The sequence below is a fragment of the Deltaproteobacteria bacterium HGW-Deltaproteobacteria-6 genome (assembly GCA_002840435.1).
In the GTDB taxonomy this organism is placed as follows: Bacteria; Desulfobacterota; Syntrophia; order Syntrophales; family Smithellaceae; genus UBA8904.
Genome location: PHAT01000010.1, coordinates 54,256 through 72,553, shown reverse-complemented (window position 1 = coordinate 72,553; position 18,298 = coordinate 54,256). Strand labels below are relative to the sequence as shown.

20 protein-coding genes and 1 riboswitch are annotated in these 18,298 nt (G+C 48.6%); of the genes, 3 read left to right on the top strand and 17 right to left on the bottom strand.

Annotated features, from left to right (window positions below; genetic code table 11):
* Window positions 1–96: 96 nt before the first annotated feature.
* Window positions 97–966, bottom strand: coding sequence for a 16S rRNA (cytidine(1402)-2'-O)-methyltransferase (gene rsmI, locus CVU71_17695; protein PKN17128.1), 870 nt, complete (start codon window positions 964–966; stop codon window positions 97–99).
* 103 nt (window positions 967–1,069) lie between these two features.
* On the opposite strand from rsmI, the gene CVU71_17690 reads away from it, so the two are divergent.
* Together CVU71_17690 and CVU71_17685 are read left to right on the top strand one after the other, a co-directional pair.
* Window positions 1,070–2,011 (top strand): NAD-dependent dehydratase, encoded by a 942-nt coding sequence (locus CVU71_17690; GenBank protein PKN17127.1) that lies wholly within the window; start codon window positions 1,070–1,072, stop codon window positions 2,009–2,011.
* 26 nt (window positions 2,012–2,037) lie between these two features.
* The gene (locus CVU71_17685) at window positions 2,038–3,414 is read left to right on the top strand and encodes a nucleotide sugar dehydrogenase (protein PKN17126.1); all 1,377 of its coding nucleotides are present in this window, start codon (window positions 2,038–2,040) and stop codon (window positions 3,412–3,414) included.
* 130 nt (window positions 3,415–3,544) lie between these two features.
* Here CVU71_17685 and CVU71_17680 read toward each other — a convergent pair whose 3' ends face one another.
* The 14 genes from CVU71_17680 to CVU71_17615 form a co-directional block, all read right to left on the bottom strand.
* On the bottom strand, window positions 3,545–3,928 hold the full coding sequence (locus CVU71_17680) for a YraN family protein (protein ID PKN17125.1): 384 nt from the start codon (window positions 3,926–3,928) through the stop codon (window positions 3,545–3,547).
* Complete coding sequence (locus tag CVU71_17675; protein PKN17124.1) at window positions 3,928–4,548, bottom strand: ribonuclease HII; 621 nt, start codon at window positions 4,546–4,548, stop codon at window positions 3,928–3,930. The genes CVU71_17680 and CVU71_17675 overlap by 1 nt, the downstream gene beginning before the upstream one ends.
* A 160-nt stretch (window positions 4,549–4,708) precedes the next feature.
* Window positions 4,709–5,056, bottom strand: a complete 348-nt coding sequence (locus tag CVU71_17670) for a 50S ribosomal protein L19 (GenBank protein PKN17123.1) — start codon at window positions 5,054–5,056, stop codon at window positions 4,709–4,711.
* A gap of 35 nt (window positions 5,057–5,091) precedes the next feature.
* Entirely contained in the window at window positions 5,092–5,652 is a 561-nt protein-coding gene (locus CVU71_17665) for a hypothetical protein (GenBank protein ID PKN17122.1), read from the bottom strand.
* A gap of 87 nt (window positions 5,653–5,739) precedes the next feature.
* On the bottom strand, window positions 5,740–6,474 hold the full coding sequence (locus CVU71_17660) for a tRNA (guanosine(37)-N1)-methyltransferase TrmD (protein PKN17158.1): 735 nt from the start codon (window positions 6,472–6,474) through the stop codon (window positions 5,740–5,742).
* A 5-nt stretch (window positions 6,475–6,479) separates the two neighbouring features.
* The gene (gene rimM / locus CVU71_17655; protein ID PKN17121.1) at window positions 6,480–6,980 is read right to left on the bottom strand and encodes a 16S rRNA processing protein RimM; all 501 of its coding nucleotides are present in this window, start codon (window positions 6,978–6,980) and stop codon (window positions 6,480–6,482) included.
* Window positions 6,981–6,982: 2 nt separating this feature from the next.
* Window positions 6,983–7,213, bottom strand: a complete 231-nt coding sequence (locus CVU71_17650; protein PKN17120.1) for an RNA-binding protein — start codon at window positions 7,211–7,213, stop codon at window positions 6,983–6,985.
* Window positions 7,214–7,349: 136 nt separating this feature from the next.
* Window positions 7,350–7,604 (bottom strand): 30S ribosomal protein S16, encoded by a 255-nt coding sequence (locus CVU71_17645; protein PKN17119.1) that lies wholly within the window; start codon window positions 7,602–7,604, stop codon window positions 7,350–7,352.
* A gap of 70 nt (window positions 7,605–7,674) precedes the next feature.
* Entirely contained in the window at window positions 7,675–9,003 is a 1,329-nt protein-coding gene (locus tag CVU71_17640; GenBank protein PKN17118.1) for a signal recognition particle protein, read from the bottom strand.
* A gap of 12 nt (window positions 9,004–9,015) precedes the next feature.
* Window positions 9,016–9,807 carry a hypothetical protein gene (locus tag CVU71_17635; GenBank protein ID PKN17117.1) on the bottom strand — a complete coding sequence of 264 codons (792 nt, stop codon included), beginning with the start codon at window positions 9,805–9,807 and terminating at the stop codon, window positions 9,016–9,018.
* Window positions 9,788–11,452, bottom strand: coding sequence for an arginine--tRNA ligase (locus tag CVU71_17630; GenBank protein PKN17116.1), 1,665 nt, complete (start codon window positions 11,450–11,452; stop codon window positions 9,788–9,790). Before CVU71_17630 ends, CVU71_17635 begins: the two co-directional genes overlap by 20 nt.
* A 249-nt stretch (window positions 11,453–11,701) precedes the next feature.
* Window positions 11,702–14,950: a hypothetical protein gene (locus tag CVU71_17625; protein ID PKN17115.1), complete on the bottom strand. Its 3,249-nt coding sequence runs from the start codon at window positions 14,948–14,950 to the stop codon at window positions 11,702–11,704.
* A 9-nt stretch (window positions 14,951–14,959) separates the two neighbouring features.
* Window positions 14,960–15,439 (bottom strand): hypothetical protein, encoded by a 480-nt coding sequence (locus CVU71_17620; protein ID PKN17114.1) that lies wholly within the window; start codon window positions 15,437–15,439, stop codon window positions 14,960–14,962.
* Window positions 15,426–16,256, bottom strand: coding sequence for a hypothetical protein (locus CVU71_17615; GenBank protein ID PKN17113.1), 831 nt, complete (start codon window positions 16,254–16,256; stop codon window positions 15,426–15,428). Before CVU71_17615 ends, CVU71_17620 begins: the two co-directional genes overlap by 14 nt.
* A gap of 102 nt (window positions 16,257–16,358) precedes the next feature.
* On the opposite strand from CVU71_17615, the gene CVU71_17610 reads away from it, so the two are divergent.
* Window positions 16,359–16,607 carry a hypothetical protein gene (locus CVU71_17610; GenBank protein ID PKN17112.1) on the top strand — a complete coding sequence of 83 codons (249 nt, stop codon included), beginning with the start codon at window positions 16,359–16,361 and terminating at the stop codon, window positions 16,605–16,607.
* A gap of 22 nt (window positions 16,608–16,629) precedes the next feature.
* On the opposite strand, the gene CVU71_17605 is transcribed toward CVU71_17610, so the two are convergent.
* Both CVU71_17605 and CVU71_17600 read right to left on the bottom strand, forming a co-directional pair.
* Entirely contained in the window at window positions 16,630–17,070 is a 441-nt protein-coding gene (locus CVU71_17605; protein PKN17111.1) for a hypothetical protein, read from the bottom strand.
* 263 nt (window positions 17,071–17,333) lie between these two features.
* Window positions 17,334–18,104, bottom strand: coding sequence for a prepilin peptidase (locus tag CVU71_17600; GenBank protein ID PKN17110.1), 771 nt, complete (start codon window positions 18,102–18,104; stop codon window positions 17,334–17,336).
* A 75-nt stretch (window positions 18,105–18,179) separates the two neighbouring features.
* A riboswitch (cyclic di-GMP riboswitch) is annotated at window positions 18,180–18,266 on the bottom strand.
* Between the last annotated feature and the right edge of the window lie 32 nt (window positions 18,267–18,298).

The following is an 18,298-nucleotide window of genomic DNA, read 5'->3' as shown; positions in this document are numbered from 1 at the left end:
GCCACGCTAATAGAATTATTAGTTTTCTATTGATTTTGCCATGGAGTTACCATAGTGCAGGCAACTCTTCAAGCAATATATGCAGGGCGCCGGACGTCAATCCCGATGGGTGGACGGGCGAATTTTGACAGCTATATCGTAAATTTTTTTCCTGGATAATCCGGTTTGCCGCACGACTTCCGCAACGGCATCACGTAACGACATGGGGCTTTCCTCCCATAGCAGCAGGAGACTTTCCCGAATTTGATCATCCGTAAGCGAAACAGGCATCCGGGAAACTCCCTGCAGAATGACTGTAAATTCTCCTTTTGCCTTGCCAAGGGGCGCCTGTAATAAGATATCTGAAATCCGCCCCCGCTTAATCTCTTCAAACACCTTGGTCAATTCGCGTGCCACAACGATTGACCTGTCGCCCAATATGTCGTAAACATCTTTCAGCGTCTCCATGATTCTGGCTGGGGATTCATAGAATATAACCGTTTTCTCTTCGTCCCCGATAGCCTCCAAGAACCGGCGGCGCTTATTTTCTTTAGGCGGCAAAAATCCGTAAAACGAAAACTGATCTGCGGGAAAACCGCAGACGGACAAGGCCGTAATTAAAGCGGAAGATCCCGGAACCGGAACCACGCTGATTTTGCTGGTGAGCGCCAAATTAACCAGATGGTGTCCCGGATCGGAAATACACGGCGTGCCGGCATCAGAAATATAAGCGACACTCATCCCCTGTTCTATTCTGGAAACAACGAGTGCGCTTCTTTCCTTCTCATTATGCTCATGCAGGCTGATCAGAGGCGTCTTGATGTTATAGGCGGAAAGCAGAATTCTGGAATGACGCGTGTCTTCCGCGGCGATCAGGTCGACTTCTTTTAATATGCGAAGCGCCCGCAGGGTAATATCCTCCAGGTTGCCGATTGGAGTAGCCACCATGTAAAGGGTCCCCTGCTTTTCACCTGCGCTTTTGTTCATACAATTATCTTCAAGCACTTTTTGTTGTTGACATCCATGACTTGTTTCGGCTTTAATAGCAAAGAAAATAATAAAATACTACCATGAATGACAGTTGGAAGTAATGAAACGAATATTAATTACCGGCGGCGCGGGATTTTTAGGTTCCCATCTTTGTGAACGGCTTTTAAAAGAAGGAAACGACATCGTCTGTCTGGATAATTTTTTTACCGGCAGTAAGAATAATATCATCCAACTGATGGGTCATCCGCACTTCGAACTGATTCGCCACGATATCATCAATCCCATTTACCTGGAAGTGGACGAAATTTACAATCTGGCCTGTCCGGCCTCACCCGTCCATTATCAGTTCAATCCCATCAAAACCATCAAGACCAATGTCATGGGCGCAATCAATGTCCTGGGCATTGCCAAAAGAACCAAAGCGAAAATCCTTCAGGCATCAACGTCGGAAGTGTATGGTGATCCGGATGTCCATCCTCAAACGGAATCCTATTGGGGACGCGTCAATCCCATCGGGATCCGCAGCTGTTACGACGAAGGCAAAAGAGCCGCTGAATGCCTGATGATGGACTACCGCCGGCAAAATGCCGTCAACACCAAAATCGTCCGCATCTTCAATACCTATGGGCCGCGCATGGCCGTTAATGACGGACGCGTCGTCAGCAATTTTATTATTCAGGCGCTCCAAGGCAAAGATATCACCATTTACGGAAACGGAAATCATACCCGTTCATTCTGTTATTGCGATGATTTGATTGACGGGTTAATCAGGATGATGAACTCCGCCGATGATTTTTATGGACCGGTTAATATCGGCAACCCCGGTGAATTCACCATCCTGCAATTAGCCCGGACGATCATCGATTTAACGGGCAGCAGCTCAAAAATCGATTTTCAACCACTCCCCGCGGATGACCCGGCCCAGCGCAGGCCCGATATTGCGCTTGCGGAAACCAAATTGGGCTGGCAACCGAAGATCGCGCTCACGCAGGGTTTGGCCACGACCATTCAATATTTTCGCGACATCTTAAAATCTTCTTAAAAAAAGTGAAGGGATAATCTGGAAACATGAAATTCAAAAAGAAAATTCTTTGTATCGGGGCAGGTTATGTCGGCGCTCCTTCGATGGCCATGATTGCCTGCAAATGTCCTGACTACAAAATCACTGTCGTAGATATTAACCATCAGCGAATCGACGCCTGGAATTCCAGTCAGCTTCCCGTCTATGAACCGGGACTCGATGAAATCGTCCGGAAAACACGCGGCAAAAATTTATTTTTTACAAAAGACATCGAACATCAGATTAAAGAAAATGATATTATCTTTGTCAGCGTTAATACACCGACTAAAACGTTCGGAACGGGCGCAGGCATGGCCGCCGACCTGCAATACTGGGAAAAAACGGCCAGACTGATTCTGGAAAATTCCCAATCTTCAAAAATCGTCATTGAGAAAAGCACCCTGCCGGTAAAAACAGCCCTGGCCATGGAGCGGATACTGGCATCCGGGAAAGGTAAGATCACCTTCGAGGTGCTTTCCAATCCTGAATTCATGGCGGAAGGAACAGCCATTGGCGACCTGGAAAATCCCGACCGCGTCCTGATCGGGTCCCGGGAAACCAGAACAGGACTCAAAGCCCGCGCGGAACTGGTGGAAATATACGCGCGCTGGATTTCCCCGGAAAGAATTATCACATCCAATATCTGGAGTTCGGAATTATCCAAACTGGTTGCCAACGCTTTTCTGGCGCAGCGAGTCTCATCAATCAATTCCATATCCGCTCTCTGCGAGAAAGCGGATGCCGACATATCCGAAGTCGCGAGAGCTGTCGGCATGGACAGCCGCATTGGCGGTAAGTTTCTCAAAGCCGGCATCGGTTTTGGCGGTTCCTGCTTCAAAAAAGACATTTTAAATCTTGTCTATCTCTGCAGTTATTACGGTCTGCCGGAAGTTGCCGCTTATTGGGAAAGCGTCGTCAAGATCAATGAATATCAGCAGGAACGGTTTATTCAGACTATCCTGAATGCCATGTTTAACACGCTGGCCGGAAAGAAAATCTGTATATTGGGTTTTGCCTTCAAGGCGGATACCGGGGACACGCGTGAAAGCCCGGCGATCAATATTGCATGCAAGCTGCTGGCGGAACATGCCGAAGTGGTTATTTCCGATCCCAAAGCGCTCACCAATGCCGCCATTGACATGGCACAGGTTGACGGGAAAATCAGCTATATTGAAGATCCCTACCGCGCAGCCGCGGGCTGTCATGCACTGGCCATCATGACCGATTGGGATCTATATCGCAAACTGGATTACCGTAAAATATACAAATCGATGATCAAACCGGCGTTTATCTTTGACGGCCGCAATATCATCGATCAGCAAAAGTGTTTTGAAATAGGTTTTAATGTGTTTCCTATCGGGAAGCCGGCCTTGAGCCGTCTTTAATCCCGATTCTAAATCAAAGCGCTATCTTTGTTGGCGTTGTCGTCGGCTTCCTCAACGTATAGCTAATACGCCTCGTCGCCTCCTCCTAGCCGCCGCGATATCATCTTTGATTTAGAACCGGGGTAATATTTTAAAATGAGATAAAATCGAAAGCGTTCCTGATCAGACGAATGTCGTTGCCGGAAGGCAGCATCAGGATGGCCACTACATCAAAACGGGCATCGGTGTCGTTTATTTTTTTTTCCTGAAGATACCAACGGGCCAGTTGTGACATTTTTTTCTGTTTTTTGATACCCACCGCCTCCTCGGGATAACCCAGCGCACTGGATTTTCTGGCTTTGACTTCCACAAAAACCATCTCTTTCTGATCCCGGGCCACAATATCGATTTCACCGATCGGGCAACGATAATTGACTTCAACGATCTTATAGCCGCTTTTTTTCAAAAAATCAGCGGCAAGGTTTTCTCCCTTTTTTCCTGTGGCTATTTTCCCTCTGTCTTTTTCTTCGTTCATCAGGACCAGTCCAGGATGGTTTGATGAATATCTTCATTTTTAAGATGAAACGACCGGCGATGGATTTTACACATACCGATTTCTCGAAGAATTTTTCGATGCTCGGCGGTGCCGTATCCCTTGTTTTGCAGAAAATTGTATTGAGGAAACTGGCGGTGATAGATCTCCATAATTCTGTCCCGCGACACCTTTGCAATGATGGACGCCGCGGCAATGGACATGCTCAGCGAATCACCTTTCACCAGCGCCTTCTGCGGCGCGTTGACTGCAATGGTGTATAAACCGTCGACCAGGAGAAAATCGGGAGAAACCGAAAGCTCGAGAACCGCTTCATACATCGCCTGAAGCGACGCCTGGAGAATATTGATCCGGTCTATCACATCGGCTTCAGCGACCCCCACCCCGACGCCGACGGCCTCACTCAGGATGACCTTGTAGAGTTCATCCCTTTTGCGGGAGGTTAGTTTTTTAGAATCATTAATTTCGGAGTTTTGATAATGGGGAGGAAAGATGACTGCCGCGGCGACAACAGGTCCGGCCAGCGGTCCTCGACCTGCTTCGTCAACGCCCGCGATGCATCGGTAGCCTTCATCATAAGCAAGCTTTTCGAATGTATTCATCGCAAAAAGATGAAGGAGCCTTTCTGCCTGATTAAGACCTGTGCGATATCATCCGCCGGGCTTCATCCATACCTGAACGAATGACCCGGCGCATAACGATCCTCAAATCAAGGCGCCCTCATGGCAAGCCACGCATGTTTGCAGCAAAGATGGAGCAGTCTTAGTTGTTGGCCGCTTCCTTGATTCTTGCTTTTTTGCCTCTGAGGTTTCTCAAATAATACAGACGTGAACGGCGCACCAAGCCCCTGGTCACGACTTCAACACGGTCAATAACCGGCGAATGCATGGGAAATGTTCTTTCTACACCAATACCATAGGAAACTTTTCTGACGGTGAAATTCGCCCGGCTGTTGCCGCGGCGTTTGCGGATCACAACACCTTCAAAAGCCTGAATTCTCTGTTTCTGACCTTCGATGATGCGCACATATACTTTAACGGTATCACCCGTTTTAAAAGCGGGAATATCCCCTCTCATCTGTTCTTTTTCAATCATTTCCAAAACATTCATTTTATATTTCCTCCCGCGACACTCGCAATATTTTTTTATGATATTTCTACAACCCTGTCCAGAATAACGGCAACGGCGGACCTTACCGCCAGATGATTATAACCGTCCTTCCCTCTGATCGGCTCAAGGCGATAATCCGCCAGATCAATTACTTCCTGTGCAATGCCGGACCCTGTACCAAAAATTAAAAGATAAGGCAATCGATTACTTTCAAGGGCTTCTTTCAGTTTAACACATGTTAAGACCTCTCCCTGAAAGTTAGCCCCCGTGACAATAATTTGCGGTTTGCATCCATTCTCTGCAGAAATTTCGGCAAGCACTTCATTCAAATCAGATTTGATGCTCACCTTTTCAAAAGCGTCTTTTCTGGACGGATTGAATCCTGCGCCATAACCTTCCCGCCAGTGGCTTGTGATGTGGCCTGCCAAGAGGCGCTGAGCCGCTATCGGATTAATCACATAAAATCTCTCCACCCCGAATGTTTTCGCCGTTCGGGCGATGTCGTGAATATCCATATTGGCAATGGCTGTGGCAACCACTTTGCCTTCTTTATTAATCACCGGATAATGTAAAAGAGCGATATAAAGCATATTCACTTTGGGGACTGATCTTTCATTAGAAACCATTTACCCCGATAAAAAAAGTTGACCTAAATACCGCAAACCCGTCTGAAAATCAAGACTTTATATCTGATCCAGCTTAATTTTTTCCAATTTCTTTTCATCCTCTCCGGATAATTCTATTTTTTCAAGTAAATCCGGCCTTCTGCGCCAGGTCCTTTTAAGCGCTTCGATCCTTCGCCACTGTTCAATCTGCGCGTGATTTCCGGAAACCAGCACATCGGGAACACACCATCCTTTATATTCGGCAGGCCTCGTATATTGCGGATATTCCAGAAGTCCTCCTGAAAAAGATTCCGTCGTTGCGGATTCATCGTTTCCCAGGACGCCGGGAATCAAGCGGGAGACCGCATCGACGACTACCAGTGAGGAAAGTTCCCCTCCCGTTAAAATATAATCACCGATGGATATTTCCCGGTCTGCCAGATGTTGTCTGATTCTCTCATCAAATCCTTCGTAACGTCCGCAAATTAAAATGAGGTGTTTTTTTTCCGAAAGCTCGGAGGCGATTTTCTGACTGAACTTTTCACCCTGAGGGGTCATCAAAATCACCAGCGACTGAACATCCGTGCGCTTCACCGCCGCCAACGCCCGCTCCACCGGTTCAACTTTCATCACCATCCCGCATCCGCCGCCATAGGGAGCATCATCGGTCATGTGATGCTTGTCTTCCGCCCAATCGCGAATATCATGCAGACCGATTTCGATCAGCCCCTTTTCCTGGGCTTTTTTCAAAAGACTGAATTGGAGGGGGGAATGCAACATTTCCGGGAAAACAGACAAAATATCAAATCGGATCACGGTTAAAGGCCTTCCAGCAGTTTTACGGTTATTCTGCGTCCTTCAAGGTCTATCCGCATGATGGCATCGGCAATTGCCGGAATGAGAATTTCTCCATCATCTCCCCGGCAAACATAAACATCATTACTCCCTGTTGGGAATATTGACTCGATCCGGCCCAGATGGCGACCTTCCATTGTATAGGCGTCAAGTCCGATGATGTCCTGCCAGTAATATTCATCATCCGGCAGAACTTCAAGCAAATCCCGTGGAAATGACAACGACGCCCCCACAAACTCCTGCGCTTTGTCCACATCCACAACATCTTTCAATTCAAGAAAGAGAAATTTCCCGGAAGGATTTATCTTTTTAACTTCATGACGGCTTTTTCGGCCGGACTTTGATTCCAGATAAATAAAATCAAGTCCGTCCAAAATATTTTGTGATTCCAGAAAAGACAGAACTTTAAGACAGCCGCGAAGACCATGCGTTTTGACGATCTTCCCAAATACAAAAAGATCCATCGCTATTCAATAATTTCCAGAACCGCCCGTTTATGCACCTTGGCAGACGTCGCACTCAAAATCGTGCGGATAGCCTTAGCGGTTCTTCCCTGCTTTCCGATAACTTTTCCTAAATCTTCCTTTGCCACACGCAACTCAATGACGGACGTTTGCTCACCGATGACTTCAGTTACTTCCACTTTGTCGGGATTATCAACTAAAGATTGAGAGATATACTTGATCAATTCCTTCATCGTCAGCACCTCCACTGGTTTTGGTTAACGCATCTGGAAAATTCGCTTCAATATTCGCACTGCCTGAATAAATTTAAACGATGTGAGGCTTTAAAACGCGTCGTCTCATACCTTTACTAATAACGCAACAGTTTGGCTATTTAACGCTGGCTTCAATGCCTTTAGTTTTCAATAAATGAGAAACGGTCAGCGTCGGTTTAGCTCCCTTGGACAACCAATCGCGAACGCGATCTTCTTTTAAAGTTATTTCTGCGGGATTTTTTTTGGGATCATAATTCCCTAATATTTCTAAAAATCTTCCATCGCGGGGATATTCCTTATCCGCTGCTACAATACGGTAAAATGGTTTGCCTTTAGCGCCCATACGAGTTAGTCTTATTTTAACTGCCATTTAGTTTTACTTAAAACCTCCTTCATAAAAAATAGTGATATGGTTTTTTTCTATCATAGTTTATTTGATTTTAAAAGGGAAAATTCCTCATCAAAGATTTTATCCCGCCTTTTTGATTTATTTTTTTCATCATTTTACGAATCTCTATGTAATTTTTCAAGAGCCGATTGACGTCCTGAACCATGGTGCCGCTGCCCAAAGCGATTCTTTTGCGCCTGCGCCCATCAATGATCAGATAGTTGCTACGTTCTTTTTTGGTCATGGAATCGATAATCGCCATCGTTTTAACCAGTTCCCTTTCATCCGGTTCAACGCCCTTGAGCGCTTTGATTTTGCTCATGCCCGGAATCATCCCCACCATATCCTTTACTGAACCCATTTTTTTGATTTGCCGGAGCTGATTGCGAAAATCCTCCAGCGTAAAATCACCTTTGCGCAGGCTTTGTTCCATCTCCCGGGCGGATTTCTCATCAATGGTGGCCTGGGCTTTTTCCACCAGTGACAGAATGTCCCCCATGCCCAGAATCCGGGAAGCCATCCTCTCCGGATGAAACACCTCCAGCGCGTCAATTTTTTCACCGATCCCGACAAATTTCAGGGGTTTGCCGACAACAGCTTTCAATGAAAGGGCTGCTCCGCCGCGTGCGTCGCCGTCCATTTTGGTCATGATCACGCCGTCAATCCCGATCAGCTCATTAAATTTTAAGCCGACATTAACCGCATCCTGGCCGGTCATGGCGTCCGCCACATAAAGAATTTCCGCCGGATTGACCTCGTTCTTAATCCGCATGAGCTCTTCCATCAACAGATCATCAATATGCAATCGCCCGGCGGTATCAATGATAACCACCTCGTAACCTTCTTTTTTGGCCTGTTCAACCGCTTCAACACATATCTTGACAGGATCGCGGAGATCACCTGCATCGAATACTCCCGCTTTAATCTGCCGTCCCAAAACAGCCAGCTGCTCTATCGCCGCCGGACGATAGACGTCAGCGGATACCAGATAGACCTTTTTTTCTCTGGACAGAAGCCGCGCCAGTTTAGCGGCCGTTGTCGTTTTTCCGCACCCCTGCAAACCGACCAGCATGATCGGAGCGGGAATCCGTGATCCGAATTTGATATTGGCGCTTGTGCTCCCCATCAGTTCGACCAGACGGTCATGGACGATCTTGACCACCTGCTGTCCCGGTGTAATGCTCTCGAGCACGTCCCTGCCGACGGCGCGCAACCGCACATCTTCTATAAAATCCTTGACGACCTTGAAGTTTACATCGGCTTCCAGAAGCGCCATCCGGATTTCCTTGAGCGCGGCATTGACATTTTCCTCATTGAGGACGCCACGACCCTTGAGTTTCTTAAAAATACCTTCGAGTTTTTCCGCTAAACTTTCAAACATAGTCCAAACCTTTTATTCATTCTTATCCGTATTCGAACCGACAGTCCGAACAATACACTTTACCTTAACTTTTTTAGAAATCCTGTCTGCGGCGGTCTGCGCCTGTGTCTTCGTTTCAAAGCCCGTGGCAAGCACGCGATACCATATTCCCTTCTCTTTAATGTCCATTTTCAAAACTTTTGATGGATAACCCATCGCGGCAACTGTTTTATGAATCTGATTGGCTTTGACCTTATCCTTGAGAGACGCCACCTGGATGAAAAATAAAGCCCGTACCGGAGGCGCAACAGCTGAAACCTCTTTATTCCTTGATTTGTTTTCTTCCAGCGATTTTTCTCTGTCCAGAATTTTTTGTCCTATAACATCTTCTTCTGATGAAACCGCTTTTTTATTTTTGGGTAATGGCACCGGTATTGTTTGCGGCGTTACTTTTTGATCCGCTACGACAGCCTGCTTGCCTGCAGGCGGCATCGACGGCGTCTTCGGACTGGTCAGGGCATTATGAAATGTCAGATCCATGCTGCTTTTATCAGGCTGAGCGTCCTTGCTCTCCACAACTTTTTGTCCGCTGGAAACTTTGGCCGGCCGCCAGAACAAAGCCAGAACCTGTTGCGGCATGGAAGAAATCTTTTCGGGATAGGTATCGATGTTTTTACCGACCCCGACGCCCAGGACAAATGAAAGGCACAACAGAGCGGTCATCCCGCCGATAACAATAATCAAACCCGTCTTTCCAAGTTTCAATTCAAATTTTTTAATATTACCGGTACCCATTTCCTGCCTCTCACATCTTCTCCGGCGCATTGACACCTAATATTTTCAGTGCGTTCGCCAGCACAATACGCACCGCATCGACCAGAACCAGCCGCGCGGCTGAAAGCGCCGCATCTTCCGTCACAACTTTATTCTTATTGTAGTAGCTGTGAAAAACACCGGCCAGTTCATTCAGATAGAAAGTAACGCGGTGAACCTCCAGCGACTTTGCCGCGCCTTCCAGCATTTCAGGATAGCACGCCATCATTTTAATCAAAGATCTTTCTTCCGGTTCGATCAGAAGCGATGGATTAATATTTTCATAAGCGGGTAATGCCATACCCCGCTCAACGGCCATCCGGATAATACTGCAGATTCGGGCATGCGCATACTGGACATAGAAGACCGGATTTTCATTGGATTGCTTTTTCGCGACTTCCAGGTCGAAATCCAGATGGCTGTCCGACCGGCGCATCAGAAAATTATAGCGGGCTGCGTCTTTTCCCACCTCGTCGAGTACTTCACGCAGCGTTACAAATTCACCGGACCTTGTGGACATTGCCACCGGCTCGCCCGCCCGCAGCAGATTCACCAGCTGCACCAGAATGATCTTCAGATCGTTTTTCTCATACCCCAGCGCCTGAATGGCGGCCCAGAGGCGGGGCATGTACCCGTGATGATCCGCGCCCCAGATATCAATCAGGATATCAAAGCCGCGGGCAAATTTATTTTGATGATAGGCGATATCAGCGGCAAAATAAGTCGGATCACCGTTTTTGCGGATAACGACGCGGTCTTTTTCATCGCCGTAGGCGGTTGTTTTAAACCATAATGTTTCGCCGTCCGAATAAATAACACCCTGTTGCTGTAAAGAGGACAAAAGATTACTCACGCCGTTATCTTTGTATAATTCCTTTTCACTGAAATAAAAATCGAAGGTCACGCCGAAATCCTTCAAATCCTGTTTGATTTCTTCCAGGATAACGCCGCCGGCAATACCGTTGAAATACGGAACCGTCTCTTCTTCGGGTCGGGTCAGATAGCGATTTCCTTCTTTTTTGATGATATCCGCCGAAACATCTTTAATATAATCGCCTCGATAGCAATTTTCGGGAAACTCGATTTTTTCTCCTAAAAGCTCCCGATATCGGTACAGCACCGATTTTCCCAGATTGTTCATCTGATTGCCGGCATCATTGATATAATATTCTTTGGTGACACAGTAACCGGAGGTTTGAAGAAGATTAGTCAGGACATCACCGACCACGGCACCGCGGGCATGGCCGATGTGCAAGGGGCCCGTGGGATTGGCGCTGACAAACTCCACCTGAACTCTCTTTCCCCGTCCGATATTCAGGCAGCCGTACCTTTCCTTCTGATCCAGAATATTTTGCAGAATTTTCCGCCACAAATCGTCTTTAATCATAAAATTCAAAAAGCCGGGACCGGCAATTTGTGCTTTTTCGATGATTCCTTCCGGATCGGTCAGGTTTTCCTGGATAGCCTGCGCAATCTTCCGGGGATTTTGTTTGGCCTGGGACGCCAGAATCATGGCTACATTGGAGGCATAGTCGCCATGCTCCGGATTGGCCGGCACTTCGATTTCAATTTGCGGCAGATTCACGTCCGGCAGCAGACCCTTTTGCGTGCAGGCTGCTACAGAATTGGCGATCAGGAGAGCAAGTTTGTTCTTCATGGACAGTGTAATAACCTTTCTTACAAAAAAAATGACAAGCGGCTTTTATCATTAGCCGCTTGTCATTGCAAACAGTATCCATCTACTGTTCTTATGTCGGTAATTTTTTTAACACATCTGTTTGCTTAGGGGCCTTTAAGAAATAACCACCCATGCGGGTGGCAAGACTGTTATATTTCTATCCATTTCGTTACGGCCCCTTATGCCGGTTATGATATCAAAATGTTACAGTTATTATTGAACAACGGCTTACTCGATACGCCTGTCCTTCCAGTAAATCATGTTCGTGCGGTTGGAGACCCCCGGCGGATCGAAATTTATTTTCTGGGTGCTGGACGAACTGGCCCCCCCGCCGCTGACCGTGACATAGAGGTCTGCGGCCGATCCGCTTACGCCGGTCGGTTTCAGAGAGAGAATGGGCGCCGAGGCGATTCCGGTACCGATATCCATCTGACGGGGATTCGTCGTGTTAAAGACTCCTGCGCCTGTCGTGAAATTGACCGCGTTGAGAGATGCGACGCCTGCCTGATTGCAGGGATCATTTGTCTGGCCGGGTGTAAAGCTCGTAAAATAGGCAACGCCGCCGAATACGGTCGGTTCCGCGAGAATCTTCTGGCCGCTCCCGGGCAAACTGATGCGGTACCCTGTAGGCTTGTTAGTTGCGTCGTACACCTGGCTGGCAGTGACGATTTGATCGATGCTGGAAACGCCGTTGATAGTCGATGTCCGATCGATATCCTTAACGGCATAAAAATACTCCTGGGCGTTGGAAGCCGTGGGATCAACTTTATCTCCCGTGCCATAGAAAACCCACATGTTTCCCAGTGCATCACGCGCAACGGCGGCGCCGGTATGGATCGGCCGGATGCTGCCGCTGGAGGAATCGACAAAGATCGTCCCTTGCCAATCGGAAGTGCCGCAGCTTCCGGCATCAAGCATCGCCCTCGTACAGAATTTAAAGCGCCACATATTGCCGCCCAGATCGCCGATATAGGCCGTATCGATAAACCCGTCATTATCCGAATCCACAATGGAAGGCGGCGCCGGAAAGCTGTATCTCATTGACGGGCTCCGGGTATTAGAAGCAGTGTCGCTTGTATGGGTAAAACTCCACAGGATCTGACCATTGCTCAAATCCACGACATAAAACCCCTTCCCCCTTTTGTCGTCACAGGTGCCGTTTGAAGGACAAGCGTTTGCATTGTAGCCGGCGCCCAGAAAGCCGACCCATTTTTCCGTCACGGTCGAGCCGGACTTCGTCAGGATGCGTCCCATGAACATCTTGCTCCAGGATTCCCCCATATAGGGCGCCTGAGTCGTCGCGTCGAAGCCATTCAAACGCCACATATACCTCGGGTTCAGCGAATCGTTCAGGTCAAGGGCATAATAGCCGCAGTAATTGGGATAGGTAGCGCTGTAGGTCGGGGATAAACCGGAAGCGCAGTCTGCAGCGGAGCTCCAGAGGCGGTCCGTGCTGCCTCTGCCTTCGCCGAAAACTAGAAGGGTCTTCCAGTCCGCAGCAGATTTGGACGTGCCGGTACCACTGCCCAGCCAGACATCGGCGCCGGAAACGGGACCATCAACGAAGTACTGGTGGAGCAAAGCAGTGGGCTCCGCCGCATGCGTGATATTTTTTAATTTTGACAGGAGATTAGGGGGAACAAAGCTCCAGGCTTCCGTCATGTCACTGGTTTTGAAAGCGTGAAACTGTCCGTCGTTTGCCCCCGAGACGATGAGGCGGTTGCCGATAGCCGAAGTCCGGCAATGGGTGCAGCGATGGGCGCCGAAGGCGTTAACCGTTTTGGTGCTGTTGTCGGGACAACAGGTGACGGAACTGGAACTGGTATCCCGAAAGTCATCAAAAAAAGCCGACGGCGTTCCCACTGTGATGGGTGTGGATCGGAAAACATCGCCCAGCTTCCAGTTGTCCGGATTGTATGTCGCATTTCCCTGAATGTAACCGACAATGGCATCCCGTTGCGAAGTGAATGTGTCGTCGGTAAGGCCAAAATAGGTCGGGACAATACTGGTTGAAAAGCCGGTCAGTGTGTAGCTGTAAGAGGCAAGAGTGGTCGGCGATGTTGTGGTACAGCCCACACAGGTGTAAATATTTCTGCTGGTATAGGACGTTGACTGGAGGACCGTTCCCGCATCCAGAAGCATGGCGCCGACGGAACCGGCAGGTGAGATAACAACGCCTGCGGCATTTTTGACATCCTCCGTGGTAATTGCATATTTCCGCAGATGCCCGAACCAGAAGGGGTCGCCGTTAATGGGCTGGAAGGATCCTTCATAGACGAAGTTCTCATCTGCCGTCCGGGAGGACTGGATCGAGGCCTGTGAGAAGGAATAAGTGGCTTCCCTGATGATGTTGATGGCAGCCTGCAGAGACGTGGACACTTGATCGGCGTCTGCGGCTAAAAAAGCATAGCCGGATAGAGCTGCATAGCCCGGATCGTTGGTATTGGCTTTGAAATTGGGCTGATTACTTCCCTCGCAGGTGGCATCCGCAACATCGGTTGCCACCGTGCAGGCTCCAGCCGTATCCGGTGTAAAGCCGGTCACGCTCCCCGTATTGGCTTGGTTCGGATTGTCCGTCCCGCCATAATACGCCATCCAGTTGAGCGTTCTTTCCTGATAGTCAGGCATGGCAGCGCCGAAACCGATGACAAATACCTTGTAGCCCGCATCGGCTAGCGCCTTAGTCCGGGCAACGACTTCCCGACGCCTCTTATATTGGTTTTCCTGGCATTCCTGTCCGTTGCCGCCGCATACGTAAGTGTCGGCGCCGTCAGTAATAAAAATCACAAATTTTTTCCGGCAGGCGGCGGCGGCGTCGGCCGCCTTATGGACATCAAGATAGGTCTTGGCCTCATGCAAAGCAACAGCAGCCGGTGTGCCGCCGCTGGCCGCGGCCCCGCCCACTGAATAGGAACCAGTACTGGAAACAGTGCAACTCGTATTGCTGTTGCAATAAATCTGGCTGTATTTGGAACCAATATACCTTCTGCTATTGCTGCTGCCGGGGATTTGATTGCAACCGGTAGTATAGCTGTAAACCCCCCGGTGTTCCTCAGAATTAGCGTCTGTAGCACCGCAAACGGAGCTTCGGCAGCAGTCATATAACCGCATATAACCCATGCGGATACCCAAACTGCCCTCGTCCTGGCTGTCAATTGTGCCGTTGCCCGTGTCATCGAGAATTTTGAAGATGGCCCGTTTGGCGATAGCTAGGCGACTGCAATCAACATTATGTCCAACACCGGAACTGGAGTGAAAAGGCCCGGAACACGATGAATTTCCCCATATATCCGATCCACCCGCCGGATTATATGCCATGCTTCCCGAGAGATCCAATACAATCAGAGCGTCCGGCTGCGTGGACGAAACAAAAAGGGCCTCTTCTCCCGATACGGGCGCCGTGGCATTCCCGGTACCGGCGAAAAGCATTAAAAGGGCAATTCCCGATATCAGGGAAATGAATCTTCGCGGTTTCATAGAACCTCCTTAACGCATCATCGTTGAAATTTCTATGGGACCGTAACCGATGCCCACTCCTATGGTGACTCTTGTGCTATATTGCGTGTTAATGCCCGTGACATCGACATTATAGCGTCGCTGTCCCCATTGCTGGCCGCCGCCGATAGCGTAGCCGGTCAGGGGCAGAAATTCCGGGCCGCCCGTAGGCATGGTGGGCGTAGAGATGGTATAGACGGAATTGGGATCATTGGCTGAATCCACCTGAACCCCGGTGACGGCCGATGCCGCCATATTCTGGGGATCGAAACTCTGCATCATCCGGTGAATTCCCGTCTCCGCGGCGGTTAAGGCCTTCTTCTGGCCCACGTTCTGGATACTGACCTGCAGATCGCTGGTTGTAATATTGATAATCATTATGGTAATGGCCAAAAGGATCATGCAGGCTAAAACCGCCGTGACCAGGATAAACCCCTTTTCCGATGATAGCACTCGTTTACTGTATTGCATGATTCCTCGGTATGACGCTTGTGGAATAGATGAGTCTTTTGCTCTGACCGGTAGTGACATCAACGCCTTCTGTTTCTACCGCCAGCACAATCTCGATCCGGCGGATGTTCGGGATAAGCCCGCCGAGGTTGGTGCCGCTTACTGCAATTTCCGCCCCCGCGCCGTTAAAATACCGGAAAACGGGAATGCCCAGAGTGCCGTTAATAACCCGGATGGTTTTCCGGCCGGCAACCGTGTCGCCCAGGAAGGGCTGTCCGCCTCCGCAACTCGTCTCCCTGGTGATATATTGATTGCCCGTATCGTAGGCATAACGGATAACTTCATTGGCATCACCCAGCATGCCGTCACCATCACCGCCGCTGCCATCACTGATATCCATTTCAACAACAAGGGAGTTGGCTGTTGCCTCCTGAATACCGCGATAGGTCTGATTAGCCGCGGTGCCCAAACAGGTGCCGGAGGGAACAACCCAGAGACCAGTGGCGATTGTCGGATTATAGGAGGCCATTCCAATCTCCAGAGCCATGATGTCCAAAGCAGGTTTCACGTCCTGCTGGGCCGTCACTTTCCGTTCGATGTTGGTGGAATGACGCTGCGTGGAATTGACCGCTACGTAGACGGCCGCGAGAATAAACATGCTTACGGCCATGGCAATCATTAACTCCACCAGCGTGAATCCTTTGTCGTTTTTCATTGGCAGGCACTCCCCCCCGTGGCGCATCCGGCAGGGAAAGTGAAGCCATCCTGCCTCGTGACGACCAGGCTTTCCGAAATCCCTGTATGGCCTGTCCAGGCTACGCGCAAGGTAACTCTCCATACATTCGTTGCCAGGCTGGTGATCGAGCCGGTGACAGTAAACTGAGCGTCGCCGGACTGAGCAACCCCTTGGCCGCTGGCGTTAACCACGACCGGTGTTAAAGTGCCTGTCGTAACGCTGCAGCAGGGATTCATGAGCCTCGCTTCCTGCCTCACCAGCTGTTCATACAATATTCCCGATGCTCTGCCCATAAAGTCTGATTTCGCAGCATTCTTCCAGGCCGGAGAAACCAGTGAGAATACGGCCAGTACGGCTACAACCGTCAGAAACATGGCCATGACCACTTCCAGCATCCCCAGACCTTTTTTATTTTGTACCAACCGTACCATAAGTATTTCCCGCAGTATTTAAAATCGTCTCTTCTAATTCTCGATTATTTCATATCAAACGTAACATAGGCTTTACCTGTAACATTGGACTTAATGGTTGCCTTTGATGCGATTGAGTTGGTCAATACGACTGTCCCCGTGGAACTCGTTCCACGGGTTTCAAACTGGATCCAGTTTACCCATGGCCCTCCGGTAAAACTGGCTGACTGTATCTGAATGCTGCTGCCGTAGTCGCTCGATAACTTTTGCGTCAACACGAGGGGATGTGAAGCCGTTGCCAGTGAATAAATCCAATATCTGCTGCTGGTTCCGGCGGAAAAGACCATATAGTAAATCCTGCTCTCTGAAACTGCCTTCGCTTTACATTTCTGATAATCGGATGCGATATCTCTTGCCATATTTTTAAGGTTGGTGTTATTGGTGTAACGTTGCAAGTTAAAAACGGCTACTGACAACAGCACCCCGACGATGCCTATCACAACCATCAATTCAACTAAGCTGAAGCCTTTTTTAGTATTTAATTGCAAAATTAACCCCTAGACCAATTAACTTTCAAGGTTGTAGGTCCCGCAAGACACATGCCATTATGTAACGTCTCTATTAATCTATTATCACGAAACGATACATATTATTTTTCATAACAGCATATTACGCTTAATCATCTCTCCTGTCAATTTTCTCTGTGTTAAAACATTATTATCCAATTTGGTGATTTAAACATATTCGCCGGTTATTTTCACCGTCCATTTTAATATTGCGGCCACAAGAGGAATCTCATAAAAACATCGCCAAAAAACAGATAGGCGACTGCCGCCGCCGACAAAAACGGCCCGAAGGGAACAGCATATTTCATATCCTGTTTTTTTATCACCATAACGGCAATGCCTACCACTGCTCCCAGCAGAGAACTGACCAGCAAAATGAAAATCAACGATTTCCATCCTAAAAATCCGCCAATCATGCCCAGCAATTTAATGTCACCGCCGCCCATTCCTTCGCGCTTGGTTATCAACTCATAAACAAAGGCAATGGTAAAAAGGACACCACCGCCGACTAGCAGACCGATTGCCGCCTCCATCCAGGGCACTTTCACAACAAACACAGCTAAAATGAAAAAGACGGGGATGCCGGGTAAGGATAAGATATCAGGAATAATCTGATGATCCAGATCGATGAAGCTGATGATAATCAAAACTGCGGTAAAAATAAAGTAAACGAGGAAAATGAGCGTGAGGCCGTATTTCATGAACAGCAACAAGGCCAGAAGGCCGGTAATCAACTCCACCATCGGGTAGCGCCATGAAATCTTTTCACCGCAGTCCCGGCATCTGGCGCGGAGAAGGATAAAACTGATGATCGGGATATTGTCATAAAAGCGAATCGGGTGGTGACAGGCGGGGCACCGGGAAAGAGGTCTGACAATGGATTCCTCAGCCGGTATGCGAAAGATGCAGACATTGAGGAAACTGCCGATGACGGCGCCGAAAATGAAGATAAGACAATAAAGAAACAAAACCATGGCAAACCTTTTTTTAATTGTAATTTCTTTATATCAATGTGATTTGTTCAGGAATACCGGACTTTTTTCGAACAGCCCCGCAGCCCTGCCGCCTTATCCTTTCAAAGACTTAGGCCAGTAACTTTGCGTCCCGCCTTTTCAGATGGTTTGCCCTTTTCAGCTTGGATGCACATCATATTTTTTTTTCGGCAGAA